The 19,215-nt window shown below is 70.9% G+C and carries 15 protein-coding genes and 3 tRNA genes; 16 read left to right on the forward strand and 2 right to left on the reverse strand.

Features of this window, described 5'->3' with window-relative positions; translation table 11 throughout:
* Positions 1-63: 63 nt before the first annotated feature.
* The gene (locus QSJ40_RS05860) at positions 64-735 is read right to left on the reverse strand and encodes an AIM24 family protein (protein WP_006215175.1); all 672 of its coding nucleotides are present in this window, start codon (positions 733-735) and stop codon (positions 64-66) included.
* A 156-nt stretch (positions 736-891) separates the two neighbouring features.
* Here QSJ40_RS05860 and metG point away from each other — a divergent pair, with 156 nt between their 5' ends.
* The 10 genes from metG (at position 892) to QSJ40_RS05910 (ending at position 11,522) form a co-directional block, all read left to right on the forward strand.
* On the forward strand, positions 892-2,499 hold the full coding sequence (gene metG, locus QSJ40_RS05865) for a methionine--tRNA ligase (RefSeq protein WP_081609541.1): 1,608 nt from the start codon (positions 892-894) through the stop codon (positions 2,497-2,499).
* A 97-nt stretch (positions 2,500-2,596) separates the two neighbouring features.
* Positions 2,597-3,676 (forward strand): 3-isopropylmalate dehydrogenase, encoded by a 1,080-nt coding sequence (locus QSJ40_RS05870; protein ID WP_006215173.1) that lies wholly within the window; start codon positions 2,597-2,599, stop codon positions 3,674-3,676.
* Between the two features lie 98 nt (positions 3,677-3,774).
* The gene (locus tag QSJ40_RS05875) at positions 3,775-4,872 is read left to right on the forward strand and encodes a branched-chain amino acid aminotransferase (RefSeq protein WP_006215172.1); all 1,098 of its coding nucleotides are present in this window, start codon (positions 3,775-3,777) and stop codon (positions 4,870-4,872) included.
* Between the two features lie 91 nt (positions 4,873-4,963).
* Positions 4,964-5,740 (forward strand): fumarylacetoacetate hydrolase family protein, encoded by a 777-nt coding sequence (locus QSJ40_RS05880; protein WP_024290749.1) that lies wholly within the window; start codon positions 4,964-4,966, stop codon positions 5,738-5,740.
* A 45-nt stretch (positions 5,741-5,785) separates the two neighbouring features.
* Positions 5,786-7,324, forward strand: a complete 1,539-nt coding sequence (gltX, locus tag QSJ40_RS05885; RefSeq protein WP_040561230.1) for a glutamate--tRNA ligase — start codon at positions 5,786-5,788, stop codon at positions 7,322-7,324.
* Between the two features lie 126 nt (positions 7,325-7,450).
* Positions 7,451-7,522 (forward strand) — tRNA-Gln (locus QSJ40_RS05890).
* 1 nt (position 7,523) lies between these two features.
* Positions 7,524-7,596, forward strand: a tRNA-Glu gene (locus tag QSJ40_RS05895).
* 124 nt (positions 7,597-7,720) lie between these two features.
* Positions 7,721-7,793, forward strand: a tRNA-Glu gene (locus tag QSJ40_RS05900).
* Positions 7,794-8,079: 286 nt separating this feature from the next.
* Positions 8,080-9,837: a dynamin family protein gene (locus QSJ40_RS05905; protein WP_006215044.1), complete on the forward strand. Its 1,758-nt coding sequence runs from the start codon at positions 8,080-8,082 to the stop codon at positions 9,835-9,837.
* Positions 9,834-11,522 (forward strand): GTPase, encoded by a 1,689-nt coding sequence (locus tag QSJ40_RS05910; protein ID WP_006215045.1) that lies wholly within the window; start codon positions 9,834-9,836, stop codon positions 11,520-11,522. The genes QSJ40_RS05905 and QSJ40_RS05910 overlap by 4 nt, the downstream gene beginning before the upstream one ends.
* Positions 11,523-11,555: 33 nt before the next feature.
* On the opposite strand, the gene QSJ40_RS05915 is transcribed toward QSJ40_RS05910, so the two are convergent.
* Positions 11,556-12,329 (reverse strand): IclR family transcriptional regulator, encoded by a 774-nt coding sequence (locus QSJ40_RS05915; protein WP_006215046.1) that lies wholly within the window; start codon positions 12,327-12,329, stop codon positions 11,556-11,558.
* Positions 12,330-12,490: 161 nt separating this feature from the next.
* On the opposite strand from QSJ40_RS05915, the gene leuC reads away from it, so the two are divergent.
* From leuC to QSJ40_RS05945, 6 genes are all read left to right on the forward strand, one after another.
* Positions 12,491-13,927, forward strand: coding sequence for a 3-isopropylmalate dehydratase large subunit (gene leuC / locus QSJ40_RS05920; protein ID WP_006215047.1), 1,437 nt, complete (start codon positions 12,491-12,493; stop codon positions 13,925-13,927).
* Between the two features lie 74 nt (positions 13,928-14,001).
* Positions 14,002-14,601: a 3-isopropylmalate dehydratase small subunit gene (leuD, locus tag QSJ40_RS05925; RefSeq protein ID WP_006215048.1), complete on the forward strand. Its 600-nt coding sequence runs from the start codon at positions 14,002-14,004 to the stop codon at positions 14,599-14,601.
* Between the two features lie 157 nt (positions 14,602-14,758).
* Positions 14,759-16,078: a UDP-N-acetylglucosamine 1-carboxyvinyltransferase gene (murA, locus tag QSJ40_RS05930; RefSeq protein WP_006215049.1), complete on the forward strand. Its 1,320-nt coding sequence runs from the start codon at positions 14,759-14,761 to the stop codon at positions 16,076-16,078.
* A gap of 26 nt (positions 16,079-16,104) precedes the next feature.
* On the forward strand, positions 16,105-16,893 hold the full coding sequence (locus QSJ40_RS05935; protein WP_006215050.1) for a lysophospholipid acyltransferase family protein: 789 nt from the start codon (positions 16,105-16,107) through the stop codon (positions 16,891-16,893).
* A complete protein-coding gene (locus QSJ40_RS05940) occupies positions 16,890-18,041 on the forward strand; it encodes an NAD(P)H-dependent glycerol-3-phosphate dehydrogenase (protein WP_006215051.1) in 1,152 nt (383 codons plus the stop codon). Before QSJ40_RS05935 ends, QSJ40_RS05940 begins: the two co-directional genes overlap by 4 nt.
* A complete protein-coding gene (locus QSJ40_RS05945) occupies positions 18,038-19,210 on the forward strand; it encodes a D-alanine--D-alanine ligase family protein (RefSeq protein ID WP_006215052.1) in 1,173 nt (390 codons plus the stop codon). The genes QSJ40_RS05940 and QSJ40_RS05945 overlap by 4 nt, the downstream gene beginning before the upstream one ends.
* Positions 19,211-19,215 lie beyond the last annotated feature (5 nt).

Consider the following 19,215-nt stretch of genomic DNA (forward strand, 5'->3'; position numbering starts at 1 on the left):
CATCACGACGGCGGCCTCCCCTCCATCAGGAGGGGAGGCCGCCGTCGCGCTGTGCGCAGCCGATCAGCTGCCGGTGGTGATCACCGGAACGCCCTCGGAGGGCTGGACGACCACGAAGCCGGGGCCGTGGAAGGCCAGCTGGAAGGCCTCCCCGGAGCCGCCGCGGAACATGCCCGAGAAGTTGAAGTCGTTCTTGATGGACGGCGCCAGGTTGGTGGACCAGCACACCGCGGCCTGGGGATCCACGAAGGTGGGCTGCGTCGAGGCATCCAGGACCATGGGCTCGCCGTCGCAGCACACGGCGATGAAGCCGTGACCGGACAGCTCGAGGTTGAACAGGCCGCCGGCCATGAAGCCCGCGCCCTGGATGCGCTTGATGTCCCAGTTCAGGGAGCCGTCGAAGGCCAGCAGGGAGTCGGAGTCGACCGTGATGGCCTCGCCCTCGAGCTGGATCAGGAAGATGTTGCGCGCCTGGCGCGCGAAGAAGACCTCGCCCTGGCCGGAGACGCGCATCATGGCCCCGCCCTCGCTGGTCATGGCCTTCTTGAGGAACTTGCCCAGGGAGCCGGAGCCCTCGTGGGTGAAGGTCATCTGCCCCTGATAGGCCACCATGGCGCCCTTGGTGGCGATGATGTCCTGGGACATGTTGACCCGGAGCATCTTGGAGGACTGCAGGGCCCACTGGTCCTGCGTCTCGCGCTCCATGTGATCCGGGGCGAACAGTTCGCTGCGCATCGCGTGCCTTTCGTGCTGGGAGACGCCCGACGGTCGCGGGCAGGATCAGCGTCTCACATGAAATTGCTTAAGTGAATACTCGACGGGATCGTGGCCGCTCCGTGTCGGGGCGGGCACGGCGCGGGCGGTGGGGCGGGCGCGGTCGTCGCCGCTACGATGGTCCGCGTGACTTCTGAGCAGACTGCCGACGTGAGCGCCGAGACCCCCGAGCCCGAGACCGTGACCAGCGCGCGACCGGCGTTCTACCTCACGACCGCCATCTCGTACCCCAATGGGGCGCCGCACATCGGGCACGCCTACGAGGCCATCGCCGCGGATGTCCTGGCCCGGTTCAAGCGCCTGGACGGCTATGACGTCCGCTTCCTGACCGGCACCGACGAGCACGGCCAGAAGATGCAGCAGACCGCCGACCGCGAGGGCATCGCGCCCAAGCAGCTCGCCGATCGCAACGCGGCCGCGTTCCGGTCCATGGACGACATGCTCCAGGTCTCCTACGACCGCTTCATCCGCACCACGGATGCGGATCACTACGAGGCCTCGCAGGAGATCTGGCGGCGCATGGAGGCCAACGGGGATATCTACCTGGACTCGTACTCGGGGTGGTACTCGGTGCGCGACGAGGCCTACTACGCCGAGGACGAGACCGAGGTCGTCGACGGCGTGCGCCTGTCCAAGGGCACTGGCACGGAGCTGACCTGGACCGAGGAGTCCTCCTACTTCTTCCGGCTCTCCGCCTATCAGGACCGTCTGCTGGCCCTCTACGAGGACGGGCTGGTGGGCCCGCAGTCGCGCAGCAACGAGGTCGCCGAATTCGTGCGCGGCGGACTGCGCGACCTGTCGATCTCGCGGACCACCTTCGACTGGGGCGTCCCCGTGCCCGGGGACCCGGATCACGTCATGTACGTGTGGGTGGACGCCCTGACCAACTACCTGACGGGTGTGGGCTACCCGGATATCGACGGCGAGCTCTTCCAGAAGTTCTGGCCGGCGGACGTGCACATCATCGGCAAGGACATCATCCGCTTCCACTCGGTCTACTGGCCGGCCTTCCTGATGTCGGCCGGACTGCCGGTCCCGCGGAAGGTCTTCGGGCACGGCTTCCTGTTCAACCAGGGCGAGAAGATGTCCAAGTCCGTGGGCAACGTGATCGACCCGCAGTCGCTGGTCAGCGCCTACGGCCTCGACGCCCTGCGCTTCTTCCTCATGCGCGAGGTCCCCTTCGGACAGGACGGCTCGTACTCGCACGAGGCGATCGTCTCGCGCATCGATTCGGACCTGTCGAATGACCTCGGCAACCTGGCTCAGCGCTCGCTGTCCATGGTGGCCAAGAACCTCGAGGGTCGCGCCCCGCAGCCGGGCGAGCTCACGGCCGAGGACCGCCAGATCCTCGACGACGCCCACGCCCTGCTGCCGCAGGTCCGCGAGGCCTTCGACGCGCTCCAGTTCCATCGCGGTCTGGAGCAGATCTGGAAGGTCGTGGCGCAGTGCAACCGCTACTTCAGCTCGCAGGAGCCGTGGGTGCTGCGCAAGACCGATCCCGAGCGCATGGCCACGGTGCTGTGGTCCACGCTCGAGGTCGTGCGCACGGTCGCGGTGCTGGTCCAGCCCGTCATGCCCGGATCGGCCGCACGCCTGCTCGACGCGCTCGGGCAGGAAGCGCAGGACCGCGAGTTCACCGCGCTGTCGCGCGAGCTCGTGCCCGGCGCACCGCTGCCCAAGCCCACGCCGGTCTTCCCGCGCTACGAGGAGCCCTCGAAGGATTGAGCGCCCTGCCTGCCCGCAACGTGGACGCTCGTCTCACATCATGAGATGACATCGCGGGCCGGGGACGGCGGGCCCGCGCCGTCGTATCGTGAGGGGCATGACCGCGCAGAACACCGCCACCGCCTCATCCGCCTCCCACCGCATCGCCGTGATCCCCGGGGACGGGATCGGCCCGGAGGTCGTCGCCCAGTCGCAGAAGGTGCTGGCGGCGGTGTGCGCCCCGGCAGAGATCGAGCTGCAGGAGACCAGCTTCCCGCTGGGCGCCGAGCACTGGCTGGCCACGGGGGAGACCCTGCCGGATGAGACGCTCGAGCAGCTGCGCGGCTATGACGCCATCCTCTTCGGCGCTGTGGGCGCGGCTCCTGGCGACAAGCGGATCCCGTCGGGGATCATCGAGCGCGAGATGCTGCTGAAGATGCGCTTCAGCCTGGACCACTACATCAACCTGCGCCCGTCGGAGCTGTTCCCCGGCGCGGTCTCTCCGCTGAGCGACCCCGGGAACATCGACTTCGTCGTGGTCCGCGAGGGCACCGAGGGCCCGTACACCGGCAACGGCGGTGCCCTGCGCGAGGGCACCGATCAGGAGATCGCCACGGAGGTCTCGATCAACACCGCCCACGGCGTGCAGCGCCTGGTGCGCTACGCCTTCGAGCTGGCGACCGAGCGGGCCCGGCACAAGCTGACGCTCGTGCACAAGCAGAACGTCCTGGTCCACTCCGGGCGCCTCTACCAGCGCACGGTGGATGCGATCGCCCAGGAATTCCCGGCGGTCGAGGTCGACTACATGCACATCGACGCCGCGACCATCCACATGACCGTGGATCCGGCTCGATTCGACGTCATCGTCACGGACAACCTCTTCGGCGACATCATCACCGACCTCGCCGGCGCCGTCTCCGGCGGCATCGGCCTGGCTCCCTGCGGCAACATCAATGCCGCTCGCACCGCGCCGTCCATGTTCGAGCCCGTCCACGGCTCGGCCCCGGATATCGCCGGACAGGGCATCGCCGACCCCACCGCTTCGATCCTGGCGGGGGCCATGATGCTGGATCACCTGGGACACCCCCAGCAGGCCCAGCAGATCCGCGACGCCGTGCGCCGCGACCTGGAGGCCTCCGGCTCGCAGCGCCGCAGCACCGAGCAGATCGGCGACGCGGTCGTCGCCGCCCTGGCCTGATCAGGCCAGGGCTCCCGCACCACCAGCACACAGGCTCTCCGGCTCCCGAGCCGGGCGCAGGCCGCGCGCGCAGCCGCGGCAGAATCGACGGAACCGACATGAGCATCGACTTCCAGCGCACCCCGAACCCGAATCCGGCCACCGCCCAGCAGCGCGAGGAGATCCTGGCCGCGCCCGGCTTCGGGCAGCACTTCACCGATCACATGGTCACGATCGAGTGGACCGGCGACGTCGAGTCGGGCGAGGGCTCGTGGGGCACCCCGCACCTGCAGCCCTACGGGCCGCTCCAGCTCGACCCGGCGGCCGCCGTGCTGCACTACGGGCAGGAGATCTTCGAGGGGCTGAAGGCCTACCGGCACGACGACGGCTCCGTATGGACCTTCCGCCCCGAGTCCAACGCGAGCCGGCTGCGCCGCTCCGCCCAGCGGCTGGTCATGCCCGAGCTGCCCGAGGAGCTCTTCCTGGCCTCCCTGCGCGAGCTCGTGAGCGCCGATCAGGACTGGGTGCCCTCGGGGGACGGGCAGTCGCTGTACCTGCGCCCGTTCATGATCGCCACGGAGTCCTACCTGGGGGTCCGGCCCGCGCGCCGCTACCTGTTCTGCGTGATCGCCTCTCCGGCGGGCTCCTACTTCGGCACGGTCGACACCGTCGACATCTGGCTGTCCCAGGACTACGCCCGCGCGGGCGTGGGCGGGACCGGCTCGGCCAAGTGCGGCGGCAACTACGCGGCCTCGCTGATCGCCCAGATGGAGGGCGAGGCCCACGGCTGCGCCCAGGTGCTGTTCACCGATTCGAACCGCGATCACGCGGTCGAGGAGCTCGGCGGCATGAACGTGTTCTTCGTCTTCGACGACGACCGCCTGGTGACCCCCGAGCTGACCGGGACCATCCTGGAGGGCGTGACCCGCTCGTCGATCATCGAGCTGGCCGAGGCCCGCGGGATGACGGTCGAGCAGCGACGATTCACGCTCGACGAGTGGCGCGAGGGCGTGCGCAGCGGGCACCTCACGGAGGTCTTCGCCTGCGGCACCGCCGCGGTCATCTCCCCGGTCGGTCGGCTGATCTCGCCCCAGGAGGCCATCGGCCCGGACGACGCCCGGCCCGGAGAGGTCACCATGGCCCTGCGCGAGCAGCTGCTCGGCATCCAGACCGGCGCCGTGGAGGACACCCGCGGCTGGACGTCCCGGCTGGCCTGAGCCGACGCCGGCCGCAGCGCCCCGGAAGCCCCCGCGCGAGCGGGCGGCCCCGGGGCGCTGCCGCGTCGGGGGCGGGGCTTAGGCTGAGAGCATGCGCATCAGCCGATTCACCGTCGAGAACGAGATCCACTACGGCGTCGTCCAGGGCGAGGGGGAGGACCAGGTCGTGGTCCCCATCGCCGGCGACCCCTTCTACAACGGCATCCAGCCGATCGAGGGCGCGTCGTGGAAGGCGCAGGACGTCCGCCTGCTGGCTCCCGTGATCCCGCGCTCCAAGATCGTGTGCGTGGGGCGCAACTACGCCGACCACGCCGCGGAGATGGGCAACGAGCTGCCTACCAGCCCCATGCTGTTCTTCAAGCCGAACACCTCCGTGGTGGGCCCCGGCGACCCCGTCACGCTGCCGTCGTGGACCGAGCGCGTGTCCTACGAGGCCGAGCTGGCCGTGGTCATCGGCCGGATCTGCAAGGACGTCCCGGCGGAGAAGGCCGATGAGGTCATCTTCGGCTACACCGCCGCCAACGACCTCACCGCCCGCGACGCCCAGGAGACCGACGGCCAGTGGGCCCGCGCCAAGGGCTTCGACGGCTCGTGCCCGCTGGGCCCGTGGATCGAGACCGAGCTGGACCCCTCGGACCTGCGCATCGCCTCGCGCGTGGACGGGCAGACCAAGCAGGACTCCTCGACCGCCCAGATGGTCTTCTCGGTCGCCGAGATCATCGCCTACGCCTCCGCGGCGTTCACGCTGCTGCCCGGCGACGTCATCCTCACCGGAACCCCGGCGGGCGTGGGCCAGGTGGATGAGGGGGATCGGATCGAGGTCGAGGTCGAGGGCATCGGCACCCTGGCCACCGTGCTGCGCCGCTGACCCGGGGCTGAGCCAGGCGGCGTCGGCGCCTAGACTGGGGTCATCATGACTGACGCATCCACGGACGCCCCACAGGGCGAAGCACAGATCACCCCCAGCGCAGCCGCGACCGGCTCGGACATCCGCGTCCGGTTCTGCCCGTCGCCCACAGGAACCCCGCATGTGGGCCTGGTGCGCACCGCCCTGTTCAACTGGGCGTGGGCCCGGCACACCGGCGGCAAGCTGATCTTCCGCATCGAGGACACCGACGCCAGCCGCGACTCGCAGGAGTCCCTGGACCAGCTCGTCGAGGCCCTGCAGTGGCTGGGCATCGACTGGGACGAGGGCTACGGCGTGGGCGGGCCCCACGAGCCGTACCGCCAGTCCCAGCGCGGCGAGCTGTACCAGGACGTGATCGCCAAGCTGAAGGACGCCGGGGCGATCTACGAGTCCTTCTCCACTCCGGAGGAGGTCGAGGCCCGCCACCGGGAGGCCGGGCGCGACCCCAAGCTCGGCTACGACGGATTCGACCGCGATCTCACCGACGAGCAGATCGCAGCCTTCCGCGCCGAGGGCCGCGAGCCCGTGCTGCGCCTGCGCATGCCGGACGAGGACATCACCTTCACCGACCTGGTCCGCGGCGAGATCACCTTCGGCGCCGGCTCCGTGCCGGACTTCGTGGTGGTGCGCGCCAACGGCCAGCCGCTGTACACCCTGGTCAACCCGGTCGACGACGCCCTCATGGGCATCACCCACGTGCTGCGCGGAGAGGATCTGCTCTCGTCGACCCCGCGCCAGATCGCGCTGTACGACGCCCTGGTGCGCGTGGGCGTCGCCGAGCGGATCCCCGAGTTCGGCCACCTCCCCTACGTGATGGGAGAGGGCAACAAGAAGCTGTCGAAGCGCGATCCGGAGTCCAACCTCTTCCTTCACCGCGACGCCGGCTTCATCCCGGAGGGGCTGCTGAACTACCTGGGGCTGCTGGGCTGGTCGCTGTCCGCGGATGAGGACGTGTTCACCACGCAGCAGTTCATCGAGGCCTTCGACATCCACGACGTCCTGGCCAATCCCGCGCGCTTCGACGTCAAGAAGGCCACGGCGATCAATGCGGATCACATCCGCATGCTGGAGCCGCAGGACTTCCGCGACCGCCTGGTGCCGTACCTGCAGGCCGGGGGAGTGCTCGGCGAGACCCTGACGCAGCGCCAGGAGCAGATCCTGGACGAGGCCGCTCCGCTCGTGCAGACCCGCATGGACCTGCTGGGCGAGTCGGTCGCCCTGCTGGGCTTCCTGTTCGTCGACGACGCCGAGCTCGTCCATGACGAGACCGCCGTGTCCAAGCTCAAGGAGTCGGCGCCGCAGGTGCTGGCCGCAGCCCGCACGGCGCTGGCCGATCTGGACGACTTCACGGCCGAGCCGATCGAGACCGCCCTGCGCGAGGCGATCGTGGACGGGCTGGAGATCAAGCCGCGGCTGGCCTTCGGCCCGGTGCGAGTGGCCGTCTCCGGGCGCCAGGTCTCGCCGCCGCTGTTCGAGTCGCTGGAGATCCTGGGGAAGGACGCGGCGCTGGCACGCATCGACGCACTGGCCGCTCGACTGGGCTGAGATCGCCCGAGGCCCGGCCGTCGGATGGATTTGCTGAGGCGGTCGGCCTTGGGTATAGTTTCAGCCTGTTGCGCGCAGGAATGCGAGGCGGACCGAGAGGTTCACGTCGAGGACTTGCGCTGACAGTGGGGTATGGTGTAATCGGCAACACTACGGTTTCTGGTACCGTCATTCTAGGTTCGAGTCCTGGTACCCCAGCGGCCCCATCGTATAGCGGCCTAGTACTCCGCCCTCTCACGGCGGCAACACCGGTTCGAATCCGGTTGGGGTCACTTCCGCTGACAGCTGCGTCGCATCTTCGGGTGCGGCGCAGCTGTTCACGAGACCACCGACGCACGTCGTCGGTCGCGCGCCCCGATCCTCGGATCGGGAATCCGCTCGCACTGCGAGCACCTCGGCCCCATCGTATAGCGGCCTAGTACTCCGCCCTCTCACGGCGGCAACACCGGTTCGAATCCGGTTGGGGTCACACCGAGGCGAAGCCCCGGACCATCTGGTCCGGGGCTTCTTCCATGTCTGCGTCGCGCTCTCGCGCGCCGGGACTCCGGGTCCATCCTGCACACGCCTTCCTGTCCACGGACCTCTGACGCCGCTGCGGGCTCCTGAACCCGTGCACTGCGGGTTCGTGGCAGATGCGCATCCGATCAGCGCTGATGGGGTGCGCATGTGTCACCAATCGGCTGCCGGCCTGCGCCGGGCGGCTTCGGCGCGGGGCTGAAGCGCTGCCGGGGGAGGGTGCGGCATGATGGTCCACCGTGAGCACCGCCCCAGATCCTTCCGCGAACGGCCGCACCCCCGCCGAGGCCGTCGACGAGCTGCGCACGGTCCTGTCCCAGGTCAGCCTGCCCTTGGACACTCCGGACGCGCGGCCCGGACGCGACGCCGCCCGACGCAGCCTCGAGCAGATCGACGACTACGTCCTGCCCCGCGTGCGCCACCTCGACGCCCCGCTGCTGGCGGTCGTGGGCGGCTCGACCGGGGCAGGGAAGTCGACCGTGGTCAATGCCCTGATCGGCCGCCCCGTCACCCGGGCGGGCGTGGTGCGCCCGACGACCCGCCAGCCCATGCTGATCCACCACCCCGACGACGCGGCGGCCTTCGAGGGCACCCGTGTGCTGCCGCACCTGGCCCGCGTGCGAGGCAGGCTGGCGCGCACGGAGGACTCAGGCGGGGAGCTCGGTGCGCCCGAGACCGCAGCAGCGGGGACGAGTCTCGTGCTGCTCGCCGACGAGGGCGCGGATCGCGGCATCGCCCTGCTGGACGCCCCGGACATCGACTCGATCTCTGAAGAGAACCGGAAGCTGGCCGGGCAGCTGCTGGCAGCCGCCGACCTCTGGCTGTTCACCACGACCGCGAACCGCTACGCCGACGCAGCCGCCTGGGACCTGCTCATTGAGGCCGGCCGCCGCCAGATCACCGTCGCCGTGATCCTGGACCGCGTGCCGGCAGGGGCGGCCGAGGAGATCGAGCCGGACCTGCGGCGCATGCTCACGGAGAAGGGCCTGGGGGAGGCGCCGATCTTCGTGATCCCCGAGTCCCCGCTCAACGCCGCCCAGATGCTGCCGGTCGCGGCCGTGGATCCGCTGCGCATGTGGCTCAGCGACCTGGCCGCCGATGCCCAGGCCCGCTCCGAGGTCGCTCGTCGGACGCTCGGAGGTGCGCTCGAGCAGCTGGCTGATCGCACCGACGACGTCGCCGACGCGGTGGCCGCGCAGAAGGAGGTTGCCGACCAGCTTCGCTCGGACGTCGAGGAGGCCTACCGCCGGGCCCTGGAGGCGATCGACGACGCCACGCGCGACGGCTCCCTGCTGCGCGATGAGGTGCTCTCCCGCTGGCAGGACTACGTGGGCACCGGCGAGTTCTTCCGCTCGCTGGAGGCCAGGATCGGGCGCTGGCGCGATCGAGCCGGAGCGGCACTGCGCGGCAGGCCTGCGCCGGAGGTCCAGGTCGAGCAGGCCCTGGAGACCGGGCTGCAGGCCGTGATCATCGAGGAGCTGGCCAAGGCCGGCGAGCAGTCCCAGCGCCGGTGGCGCGCGGACGCCGCCGGGCGCGGGCTGCTCGGCGGAGATGACCTGGGGCGACTGCCCGACGACGTCCCCGAGCGCTCCGCCGAGGTGATCCGGGCCTGGCAGGGCGAGATCATGACGATGATCCGGAGCGAGGGCGCGGGCAAGCGCACCCAGGCTCGGCTGATGTCGATCGGGCTGAACATCGTCACGGTCGGGCTGATGGTGGTCGTGTTCTCCATGTCGGCGGGGCTGACGGGAGCGGAGGTCGGGATCGCCGGAGCCTCCGGAGTGGTGGGCACCAAGCTGCTGGAGGCGGTGTTCGGCGAGGACGCCGTGCGCCGGATGGCCCAGCAGGCACGTGAGGACCTGGAGCGCAGGATGGAGGAGTTCGTGGAGCAGCTCGAGCAGCCGTGGAGGCAGCGCCTGGAGGCGGTCGCCGATCCGGAGCCCGCGCGGCTGAAGGAGGCGGCTGCTGCCGTCCGCGCGGCGGGGGAGGCGCTGTGAGGCTCCCGGGGCGGCGCACCCGCCGCGATCCGCACGCCGATCTGGATCAGCGCCTGAGCGCCCTGCGCGAGGCCGTCGACCTGGGCCGCGGGCGCCTGGACGAGGAGGCGCTGCAGCTCGGCGAGGACGCCCTGGCTCGGGCGGCAGGACGGCGCGCTCTGTCTGCCGAGCACACCGTGGTGGGCTTCTTCGGAGCCACGGGCTCGGGGAAGTCGTCGCTGCTGAACACCCTGCTGGGCCGTCAGGTGGCTCGAGCCGCGGTTCAGCGGCCCACGACCTCCGAGCCGATGGCCGTGCTGGGCGGGCTGCCGGGAGCCGATCCGCTGCTGGACTGGCTGGAGGTCCGCGACCGGCGCGTCCTCGAGGAGCTGGCGGCCGAGCCGTGGTCCCAGGGACCGGCGGGGCTGTGGACGCCCGTGCCCGAGGGGCTGATCCTGCTCGATCTGCCGGACGTGGACTCCGTGGCCCGCGAGCACCGGGAGATCGCCTCGCGTCTTGCGGGAATGGTCGACGTCGTCGTGTGGGTCGTGGACCCCCAGAAGTACGCGGATGCGGTGCTGCACGACCACTTCATCGCTCCGCTGTCGCGCCACGCCTCGTCCACCCTGGTGGTGCTCAACCAGGCCGACCGCCTCCCGACCGGAGAGGTGCCGCGCGTGCTGGAGTCGCTGCGCGAGGTCCTGGCCCAGGACGGGCTGCGCACGGACGGCCGCGCCGCGCCGATCGCAGCCTCGGCGGCCCGGGGCACGGGCATCGGGCAGCTGCGGGAGGCGATCGCCGAGGTCGTCGAGGCCAAGGCCGCCTCCTCGGAGCGCCTGTCTGGGGATGTCGAATCCGCCGCCGAGGCGCTCGAGGCCTCCCACGGCGCGGGACGACCCGACGGCGTCACTCCGTTCGCCCGCGAGTCCCTCGTGGACGGCCTGGCGACCGCGGCGCAGGCCGACGGGATCGCCGCTGCGGCCTCCCGCAGCTATGTCCTGCACGCCTCACGGCGCACCGGATGGATGCCGGTGCGGTGGCTCGGAGCCTTCCGCAAGGATCCGCTCAAGCGCCTGCACCTGCAGGGGGCTGAGCAGGGTTCCGCGGAGGGGACCGATCCGTCGCTGCACCGCAGCTCTCTGCCTCCCATGGGCTCCGCCCAGCGCGCCGCAGGGGACACCGCGGTGCGCCGCTTCGCGCAGGAGGCCGCCCATGGCGCGTCACCTGCCTGGGAGCGCTCGATCCGCGAGGCGGCCCGATCGCACGACGAGCAGCTGCCCGACGCCCTGGACCAGGCTCTCGCCCGCACGGACCTGCGCCGCGGCGCGCGGTCCTGGTGGTGGGTTCCCATGGGCATCGTGCAGTGGCTGCTGCTGCTCATGGCCGTGGCGGGTCTGCTCTGGCTCACCGGGCTGTTCGCCCTGGACTACCTGCAGATCCCGGTGCCGAGCGCACCCGAGGTCCGGGACACCGGCATCCCGGTGCCCACGCTGCTGGTGGTCACCGGCCTGGTGGCCGGGCTGGTCTTCGGGGTGCTCTCGGCCGCCCTGGCGCGGCTGTCGGCCTCCCGACGACGGGCGCGCGTACGGCGCAGGCTGCGCGAGCAGATCGCCGACGCGGCCCAGACCCATGTGATCGATCCGGTCGAGGCGGAGCTGTCCCGGCAGGAGCGCCTCACCGAGGCCCTGGTGCGCACCAGGGGCTGAGGGCCCAGCGCCGGCAGCCCGCGGACCGTCGGCTCAGAGTCCCGGGCGGATGGCCTGGGTGAGCTGACGCGCCGCCGCCACGACCGTCTCGGCGTGCAGCCGTCCGGGCTGGCGGGTCAGGCGCTCGATCGGTCCCGAGATCGACGCGGCGGCGATGACGCGCCCGGACGGTCCGCGCACCGGAGCGGAGACCGAGGCGATGCCCGCCTCGCGCTCGCCGATGGACTGGGACCAGCCGCGGCGTCGGACTCCGGAGAGCATGGTGGCCGTGAAGCGGGCGCCCTGCAGGCCCTCGAGCAGGCGGCTGTGATCCTCCCAGGCGATGAGCACCTGGGCCGCCGAGCCCGCCTTCATGGACAGCTGGGTGCCGACCGGGATGGTGTCGCGCAGGCCGATCGGGCGTTCCGAGGAAGCCACGCAGACGCGCCATTCTCCCTGGCGCCTGAAGATCTGCGCGGACTCGCCGGTGGCATCGCGCAGCTGCACGAGCGTGGGGCCTGCCGCGGCGATCAGGCGGTCCTCGCCGGCGGCCGAGGAGAGCTCGACCAGGCGCGGGCCCAGCACGAACCTCCCCTGGATGTCCTTGCCGAGCAGCCGGTGATGCGCCAGGGCGGAGGCCAGCCGGTGGACGGTGGGCCGCGAGTAGCCGGTGGCCGAGACCAGCTGGGCCAGTGAGGCGGGGCCGGCCTCGAGGGCATCGAGGATCCCGGAGGCCTTGTCGATCACCCCGACTCCGCTGGGGGAGAAGGAGGTCTCCGCCTCGGCGGAGGTGCTGCGGAGGGGGTCGGAGGCCCGTGGAGTGTCCATGTTGCGATACTACGTCTCAGGATGCGAGATGTCCTCCCATCATGTGGCGGAATCCGCGCGGCGGGCCGATCCTGGGTGCATGACTCCGGCGGCCGCATGGCCGCCCTCTTCCGCCTCGCCCCGATCGGGCGGGCGCGGAGCTCTTCAGCGGAAGGACCACCATGTCGACTGAGACCCAGTCAGCGCCTCTCACCCTGGCCGAGAAGGTCTGGCAGCAGCACCTCGTGCGCCGCGGCGAGGACGGGCAGCCGGACCTGCTCTACATCGACCTCCACCTGATCCACGAGGTCACCTCGCCCCAGGCGTTCGAGGGCCTGCGCCTGGCGGATCGGCCGCTGCGGCGCGTGGACCTCACCATCGGCACCGAGGACCACAACACGCCCACCGAGGACATCTTCTCGACGATCGCCGATCAGACCTCCCGCAAGCAGATCGAGGCCCTGCGCTCGAACACCGAGGAGTTCGGCGTCCGGCTGCACCCTCTGGGCGATGACGAGCAGGGCATCGTCCATGTGGTGGGCCCCCAGCTGGGGCTGACCATGCCGGGCATGACCGTCGTGTGCGGCGACTCCCACACCTCCACCCACGGGGCCTTCGGCTCGCTGGCCATGGGCATCGGCACCTCCGAGGTCGAGCACGTCATGGCCACGCAGACCCTGCCGCTGACACCGTTCAAGACGATGTCCATCCGGGTCGACGGCCACCTGCGCCCGGGGGTCTCCTCCAAGGACATCATCCTGGCGGTCATCGCGAAGATCGGCACCGGTGGCGGACAGGGCTACGTCCTGGAGTACCGCGGCACGGCCATCGAGGAGCTGTCGATGGAGGCCCGCATGACGATCTGCAACATGTCGATCGAGGCGGGCGCCCGCGCGGGCATGATCGCCCCGGACGAGACCACGTTCGACTACGTCAAGGGCCGTCCGCACGCCCCCGAGGGGGAGCTGTGGGACCAGGCCGTCGAGCACTGGCGCAGCCTGCGCACCGATGACGACGCCGTCTTCGACGCCGAGGTCGTGATCGATGCCGACACCCTCGAGCCGTTCGTGACCTGGGGGACCAACCCGGGCCAGGGCGTCTCGCTGTCGGGGGAGGTCCCGGATCCCGAGGACTTCACCGACGACAGCGCCAAGGCCGCGGCGCAGCGCGCCCTGACCTACATGGACCTCACTCCCGGCACCCCGCTCAAGGAGGTTCCCGTGGATGTGGTCTTCCTGGGCTCGTGCACGAACTCGCGCATCGAGGACCTGCGCCTGGCGGCCGAGGTCGTCAGGGGCCGCACCAAGGCCCCGAACGTCGAGATGATGGTCGTCCCCGGCTCCCAGAAGGTCCGGCTGCAGGCCCAGGAGGAGGGCCTCGATCAGATCTTCAAGGACTTCGGCGCGGACTGGCGCTTCGCCGGCTGCTCCATGTGCCTGGGAATGAACCCGGACCAGCTGGCCCCGGGGCAGCGCTGCGCCTCCACCTCGAACCGCAACTTCGAGGGTCGACAGGGCAAGGGCGGTCGCACGCATCTGGTCTCGCCCGTCGTCGCCGCCGCCACGGCCGTGCGCGGCACGCTCTCGGCCCCGTCCGACCTCGAGCCCGTCTCGGTCTGATCGGGCCCAGCGCCAGCCTCGCACACGTCCAGCACCCGCCCGGGCCGAGCCCGGCAGCACTCCAGGAGGACCCCGTGGAGAAGTTCAGCACCCACACCGGCATCGCAGCGCCGCTGCGCCAGTCGAATGTCGACACCGACCAGATCATCCCCGCCGTCTACCTCAAGCGGATCACCAAGACGGGCTTCGAGGACGCCCTGTTCGCCCAGTGGCGCACCCAGGACGACTTCGTGCTCAACCAGGACGCCTACCGCGACGCGAGCATCCTGGTGGCCGGTCCGGACTTCGGCACCGGCTCCTCGCGCGAGCACGCCGTGTGGGCGCTGCGCGACTACGGCTTCAAGGTCGTGATCTCGCCGCGCTTCGCCGATATCTTCCGCGGCAACTCGGGAAAGCAGGGGCTGCTGGCGGCCCAGGTCGAGCAGTCGGACGTGGAGCTGCTGTGGAAGCAGATCGAGGCCGAGCCGGAGGTCCCCACCACGGTGGATCTCACAGCGCGCACCGTCTCGGTGGGCAGCGTCACCGTGCCGTTCCAGATCGACGACTACACCGCGTGGCGGCTGTCCGAGGGGCTCGACGACATCGGCCTGACCCTGCAGCACGAGGATCGGATCCGCGAGTTCGAGGCCCAGCGCCCGGCCTGGCTGCCCACGACCCTCCCCGCTCGGACCTGAGGCCCTCGAGGAGGCGGATCGTGACCTGGGCGGATGAACCGCCCATGAGGGCAGTGCGAACACGCGGGGCCGTCCTCTCGTAGGATGGTCCCTCGAAGCAGCGCGATCGCTGCGCGCATCGAGCAATTGCCGTGGGCTCACGGCAGATCGGGAGACCATGTCCAGCGCACTGACCATCACGGGCGGGGTTCCGCTCCAGGGCACGATCAAGGTCCGGGGAGCCAAGAACCTCGTACCCAAAGCCATGGTGGCCGCGCTGCTGGGCGCCACCCCCTCGACGCTGCGCAACGTCCCGCACATCAAAGACGTCCAGGTCGTCACCGATCTGCTGTCCCTGCACGGAGTGGCGGTCGACAACGACGGCCAGGGCAAGCTGCACCTCGACCCGTCGAACGTGGTCCGGGCCCAGCACGCGGACATCGATGCCCACGCCGGCGACTCCCGCATCCCGATCCTGCTGTGCGGCCCGCTGCTGCACACCCTGGGCGAGGCCTTCATCCCCGACCTGGGCGGCTGCAAGATCGGCGATCGCCCCATCAACTACCACCTCGATGTCCTGCGCCACTTCGGCGCCAAGGTCGAGAAGCTCGACTCCGGCATCCGCATGTCCGCCCCCAACGGGCTGCACGGCGCCAAGGTCGAGCTGCCGTACCCGTCGGTGGGGGCCACCGAGCAGGTGCTGCTCTCCGCCACGCGCGCTCGCGGGCGCACCGAGCTGCGCGGCGCCGCGACCGAGCCCGAGATCATGGACCTGATCGCGATCCTGCAGAAGATGGGCGCGATCATCACGGTGCAGACCGATCGCGTGATCCACATCGAGGGCGTCGAATCGCTGTCCGGCTACAACCACAGCGCCATGTCCGATCGCATCGAGGCGGCCTCCTGGGGCTCGGCCGCACTGGCCACCGGCGGAGACATCTTCGTCGAGGGCGCCACGCAGGCGGACATGATGACGTTCCTCAACACCTTCCGGAAGGTCGGCGGCGATCTCGACATCCGCGAGGACGGCATCCGCTTCTCCCATCCGGGAACGGCGCTCAAGCCGATCGTCGTGGAGACGGATGTCCACCCCGGCTTCATGACCGACTGGCAGCAGCCGCTCGTCGTGGCGCTGACGCAGGCCGAGGGCGTGTCGATCGTGCACGAGACCGTCTACGAGAACCGCTTCGGCTTCACCCACGCGCTGCAGCGCATGGGAGCCAACATCCAGCTGCACCGCGACTGCCTGGGCTCCACGCCCTGCCGCTTCGGCCAGTCCAACTACGTGCACTCCGCGATCATCTCCGGACGCACCGAGCTGCGGGCCCAGGACATCCACGTCCCGGACCTGCGCGGCGGCTTCTCGCACCTGATCGCGGCCCTGTCCGCCGAGGGCGTCTCCCATGTGACCGGCGTCGAGCTGATCGAGCGCGGCTACGAGCACTTCACCACGAAGCTCGAGGCCCTGGGCGCCACGTTCGACGTCGCGAACAGCTGATCCGCTCGACCCGCAGGGAGCTGCACATGGCCCGCACCCGCCGCTCCGGTCGACGCAGCGAGCTCAATCTCGAGCTGCAGATCCTCCAGCGGCTCGTGCGGCTGCCCTACGGGCTGCTGGCCCGCCGCCGCGTCGAGCATCTGGAGCGGATCCCGTCCGACGGCCCGTGCCTGATCGTGGCCAACCACGTCACCGAGATCGACCCGATCACGGTGGGGCTCAGCGTCGTCGATGCCGGGCGCACGCCCCGGTTCCTGGCCAAGGAGTCGCTGTTCCGCATCCCCGTGCTCGGCTTCCTGCTGCAGCGGATCGGGCAGGTGCCCGTGCACCGGGGCACTCGCGACACCGCCCAGGCCCTCAGCGACGCCCAGGACCACCTGGCTCGCGGCGGGGTCGTCGTGATCTATCCGGAGGGCACGCTGACCCGGGATCCGCTGCGCTGGCCCATGCACGCCTACCCCGGTGCGGCGCGGCTGGCTCTGGGCCTCGACGTCCCCGTGATCCCGATCGCCCACTGGGGAGACCAGCAGATCCTGGGCCGCGACAGCCGGTGGCGGGTGCACGTGAGCCTCCGTCCCCGGCGGCCGGTGCGGGTGCGCGTGGGCGAGCCCGTGGACCTGAGCCGCTTCCGCAGCACGCGTGCGCCCGGGCAGACTGGGCGCACGGATGCCGAGAGGGTTGCGGCCGTGCCGCGCGCCGCGGCCGCTGAGGCCACCGATGCCATCCTGGACGCGATCGCCGCTGAGCTGTCCGTCCTGCGCGACGAACCCGTTCCGCCCACCCGATGGGACCGACGCCTCAGGGGACGACGATGACGCAGCATTCCGAGCAGCTGACCCGCGACGGCGACGCCGCGCAGGATCTGGGCGCCCCCGAGCCGAGGTGGAGCCCGCGCCGGGCCGCCGTGCTGGGCGCCGGATCCTGGGGAACGACCTTCGCCAAGATCCTCACCGACGCCGGGCTCAGCGGCGAGGGCCCGGCCCCCGAGGTCGTGCTGTGGGGCCGGGACGCAGAGGCGATGTCCCGCATCGCCCGCACCCGGGTCAACGAGCGCTACGTCCCCGGCACGCACCTGCCCGATCCGCTGCAGGTCACCGCGGACCTGGCCCAGGCCCTGGAGGGGGCGGACCTGGTCGTGCTGGCTGTTCCCGCTCAGGCCCTGCGCGCGCAGATGGCTGCCGTGGCGCAGCACCTCGAGCACGAGGCCGTGCTGGTCTCGCTGGCCAAGGGCCTCGAGAGGGGCACGGGGCTGCGCATGAGCGAGGTCGCGGCCGAGGTCCTGGCCGAGCAGCGCCCGGAGGGCCACCCGCTGGGCGGGCGCGAGCGCGAGGGCTGGAGCCGGCGGCTGTGCGTCGTCTCGGGCCCGAATCTGGCCATGGAGATCGCCGACGAGCAGCCCACCGCCTCGGTGGTGGCGGCAGCCGATCCGCAGCTGGCCGCCGATGTGGCCCGCGCCGTGGCCGCGCCCTACTTCCGCCCGTACACGAACACCGATGCCGTGGGCACGGAGATCGCCGGACTGACCAAGAACGTGATCGCCTTGTCCGTGGGCATCTGCGACGGCCGCCACTACGGCGACAACTCCAAGGCCTCCGTGATCACCCGCGGGCTGGCGGAGTCCACCCGGCTGGCCCTGGCGCTCGGGGCTCGCAGCGAGACCATGGCTGGGCTGGCCGGGATCGGCGATCTGGTGGCCACCTGCTCATCGCCGCTGTCGCGCAACCGGACGGCCGGGCGCCTGCTGGGACAGGGCCGCACGCTCGAGCAGATCGACCGCGAGATGACGCAGACCGCCGAGGGCCTGAAGTCCGCGCCTGCTGTGCTGCAGCTCGCGCGGGCGCACGGGGTCGACATGCCGATCACCGAGGCCGTCGTGGCTATCCTGGACGGTCGCATCACCGTCGAACACCTCGCCCCGCTGCTGCTGGGCCGCGAACTGAAAGCGGAGGCAACCACCGCATGAGCACCATCGATCCCGCAGCCGCTGAACCGCAGACCGCAGCCCCGTCGTCCCGCCCCCGTGTGGCGATCCTGTTCGGCGGGCGCTCCTCCGAGCACAGCATCTCGCTGGTCACCGCCCGGGGCGTGCTCGGGGCGATCGACCGCGAGCACTGGGACATGGTGACCGTGGGGATCGCGCGCACGGGCGAGTGGTTCCTCTTCTCGCAGGACGAGCTCGAGGCGCTGCTCGACGAGAACCCCATCACCGAGCTGCCGGTCGGCGAGCAGATGGTCTCGCTGCCCATGGGCTCCGGCGACACCGAGCTGCTGATCCGCGACATCTCCGGCGAGGGCCCGGCCCAGGAGCGCCGCGAGCATATCGACGTCGTGCTGCCGCTGCTGCACGGCCCCTACGGCGAGGACGGCACCCTTCAGGGGATGCTCGAGCTCGCCGACATGCGCTACGTCGGCTGCGGGGTGACGTCCTCGGCCGTGGGCATGGACAAGCACTTCATGAAGGTCGCCTTCGAGTCGGCCGGGCTGGAGGTCGGGCCGTACATCGTGGCCAAGGACCGGCGCTGGCGCAGCGAGCCGGAGGCGGTCCTGGACGAGATCGCTCAGCTGGCGGCGCCCGTCTTCGTGAAGCCCGCCCGAGCCGGATCGTCGTTCGGCATCACCCGGGTGGATGACCCGAGCGATCGTTCGGCTGTCACCGCCGCGGTGGAGGAGGCCCGGTCCTTCGACCGCAAGGTGGTCGTGGAGGCCGGGATCTCCGGGCGCGAGATCGAGTGCGCGGTGCTGCAGGGCCACGGGCAGGACGCTCCGCGCGTCTCGCTGCTCGGGGAGATCGTCGTGGTGGACGAGCATTCGTTCTACGACTTCGAGGCCAAGTACGTCGCGCAGGACTCCGCGCAGCTCAGCTGCCCGGCCGAGGTCCCGGAGGCGACCGCCGAGCGCATCCGCGCGGACGCCGCCCGGGCCTTCGAGGCCGTCGACGGCGAGGGGCTCTCGCGCGCCGACTTCTTCCTGACCGACGACGGCCGCGCCCTCATCAACGAGGTCAACACCATGCCGGGATTCACCTCGATCTCCATGTACCCGCGGCTGTGGGAGGCCTCCGGCCTGCCCTACGACGCCCTGCTCGACGAGCTGCTGCGCCTGGCCCTCGAGCGGCCGATCGGGCTGCGCTGAGCCCG

The sequence above is a fragment of the Kocuria sp. NBRC 114282 genome, from assembly GCF_030268385.1.
GTDB lineage: Bacteria > Actinomycetota > Actinomycetes > Actinomycetales > Micrococcaceae > Kocuria > Kocuria palustris.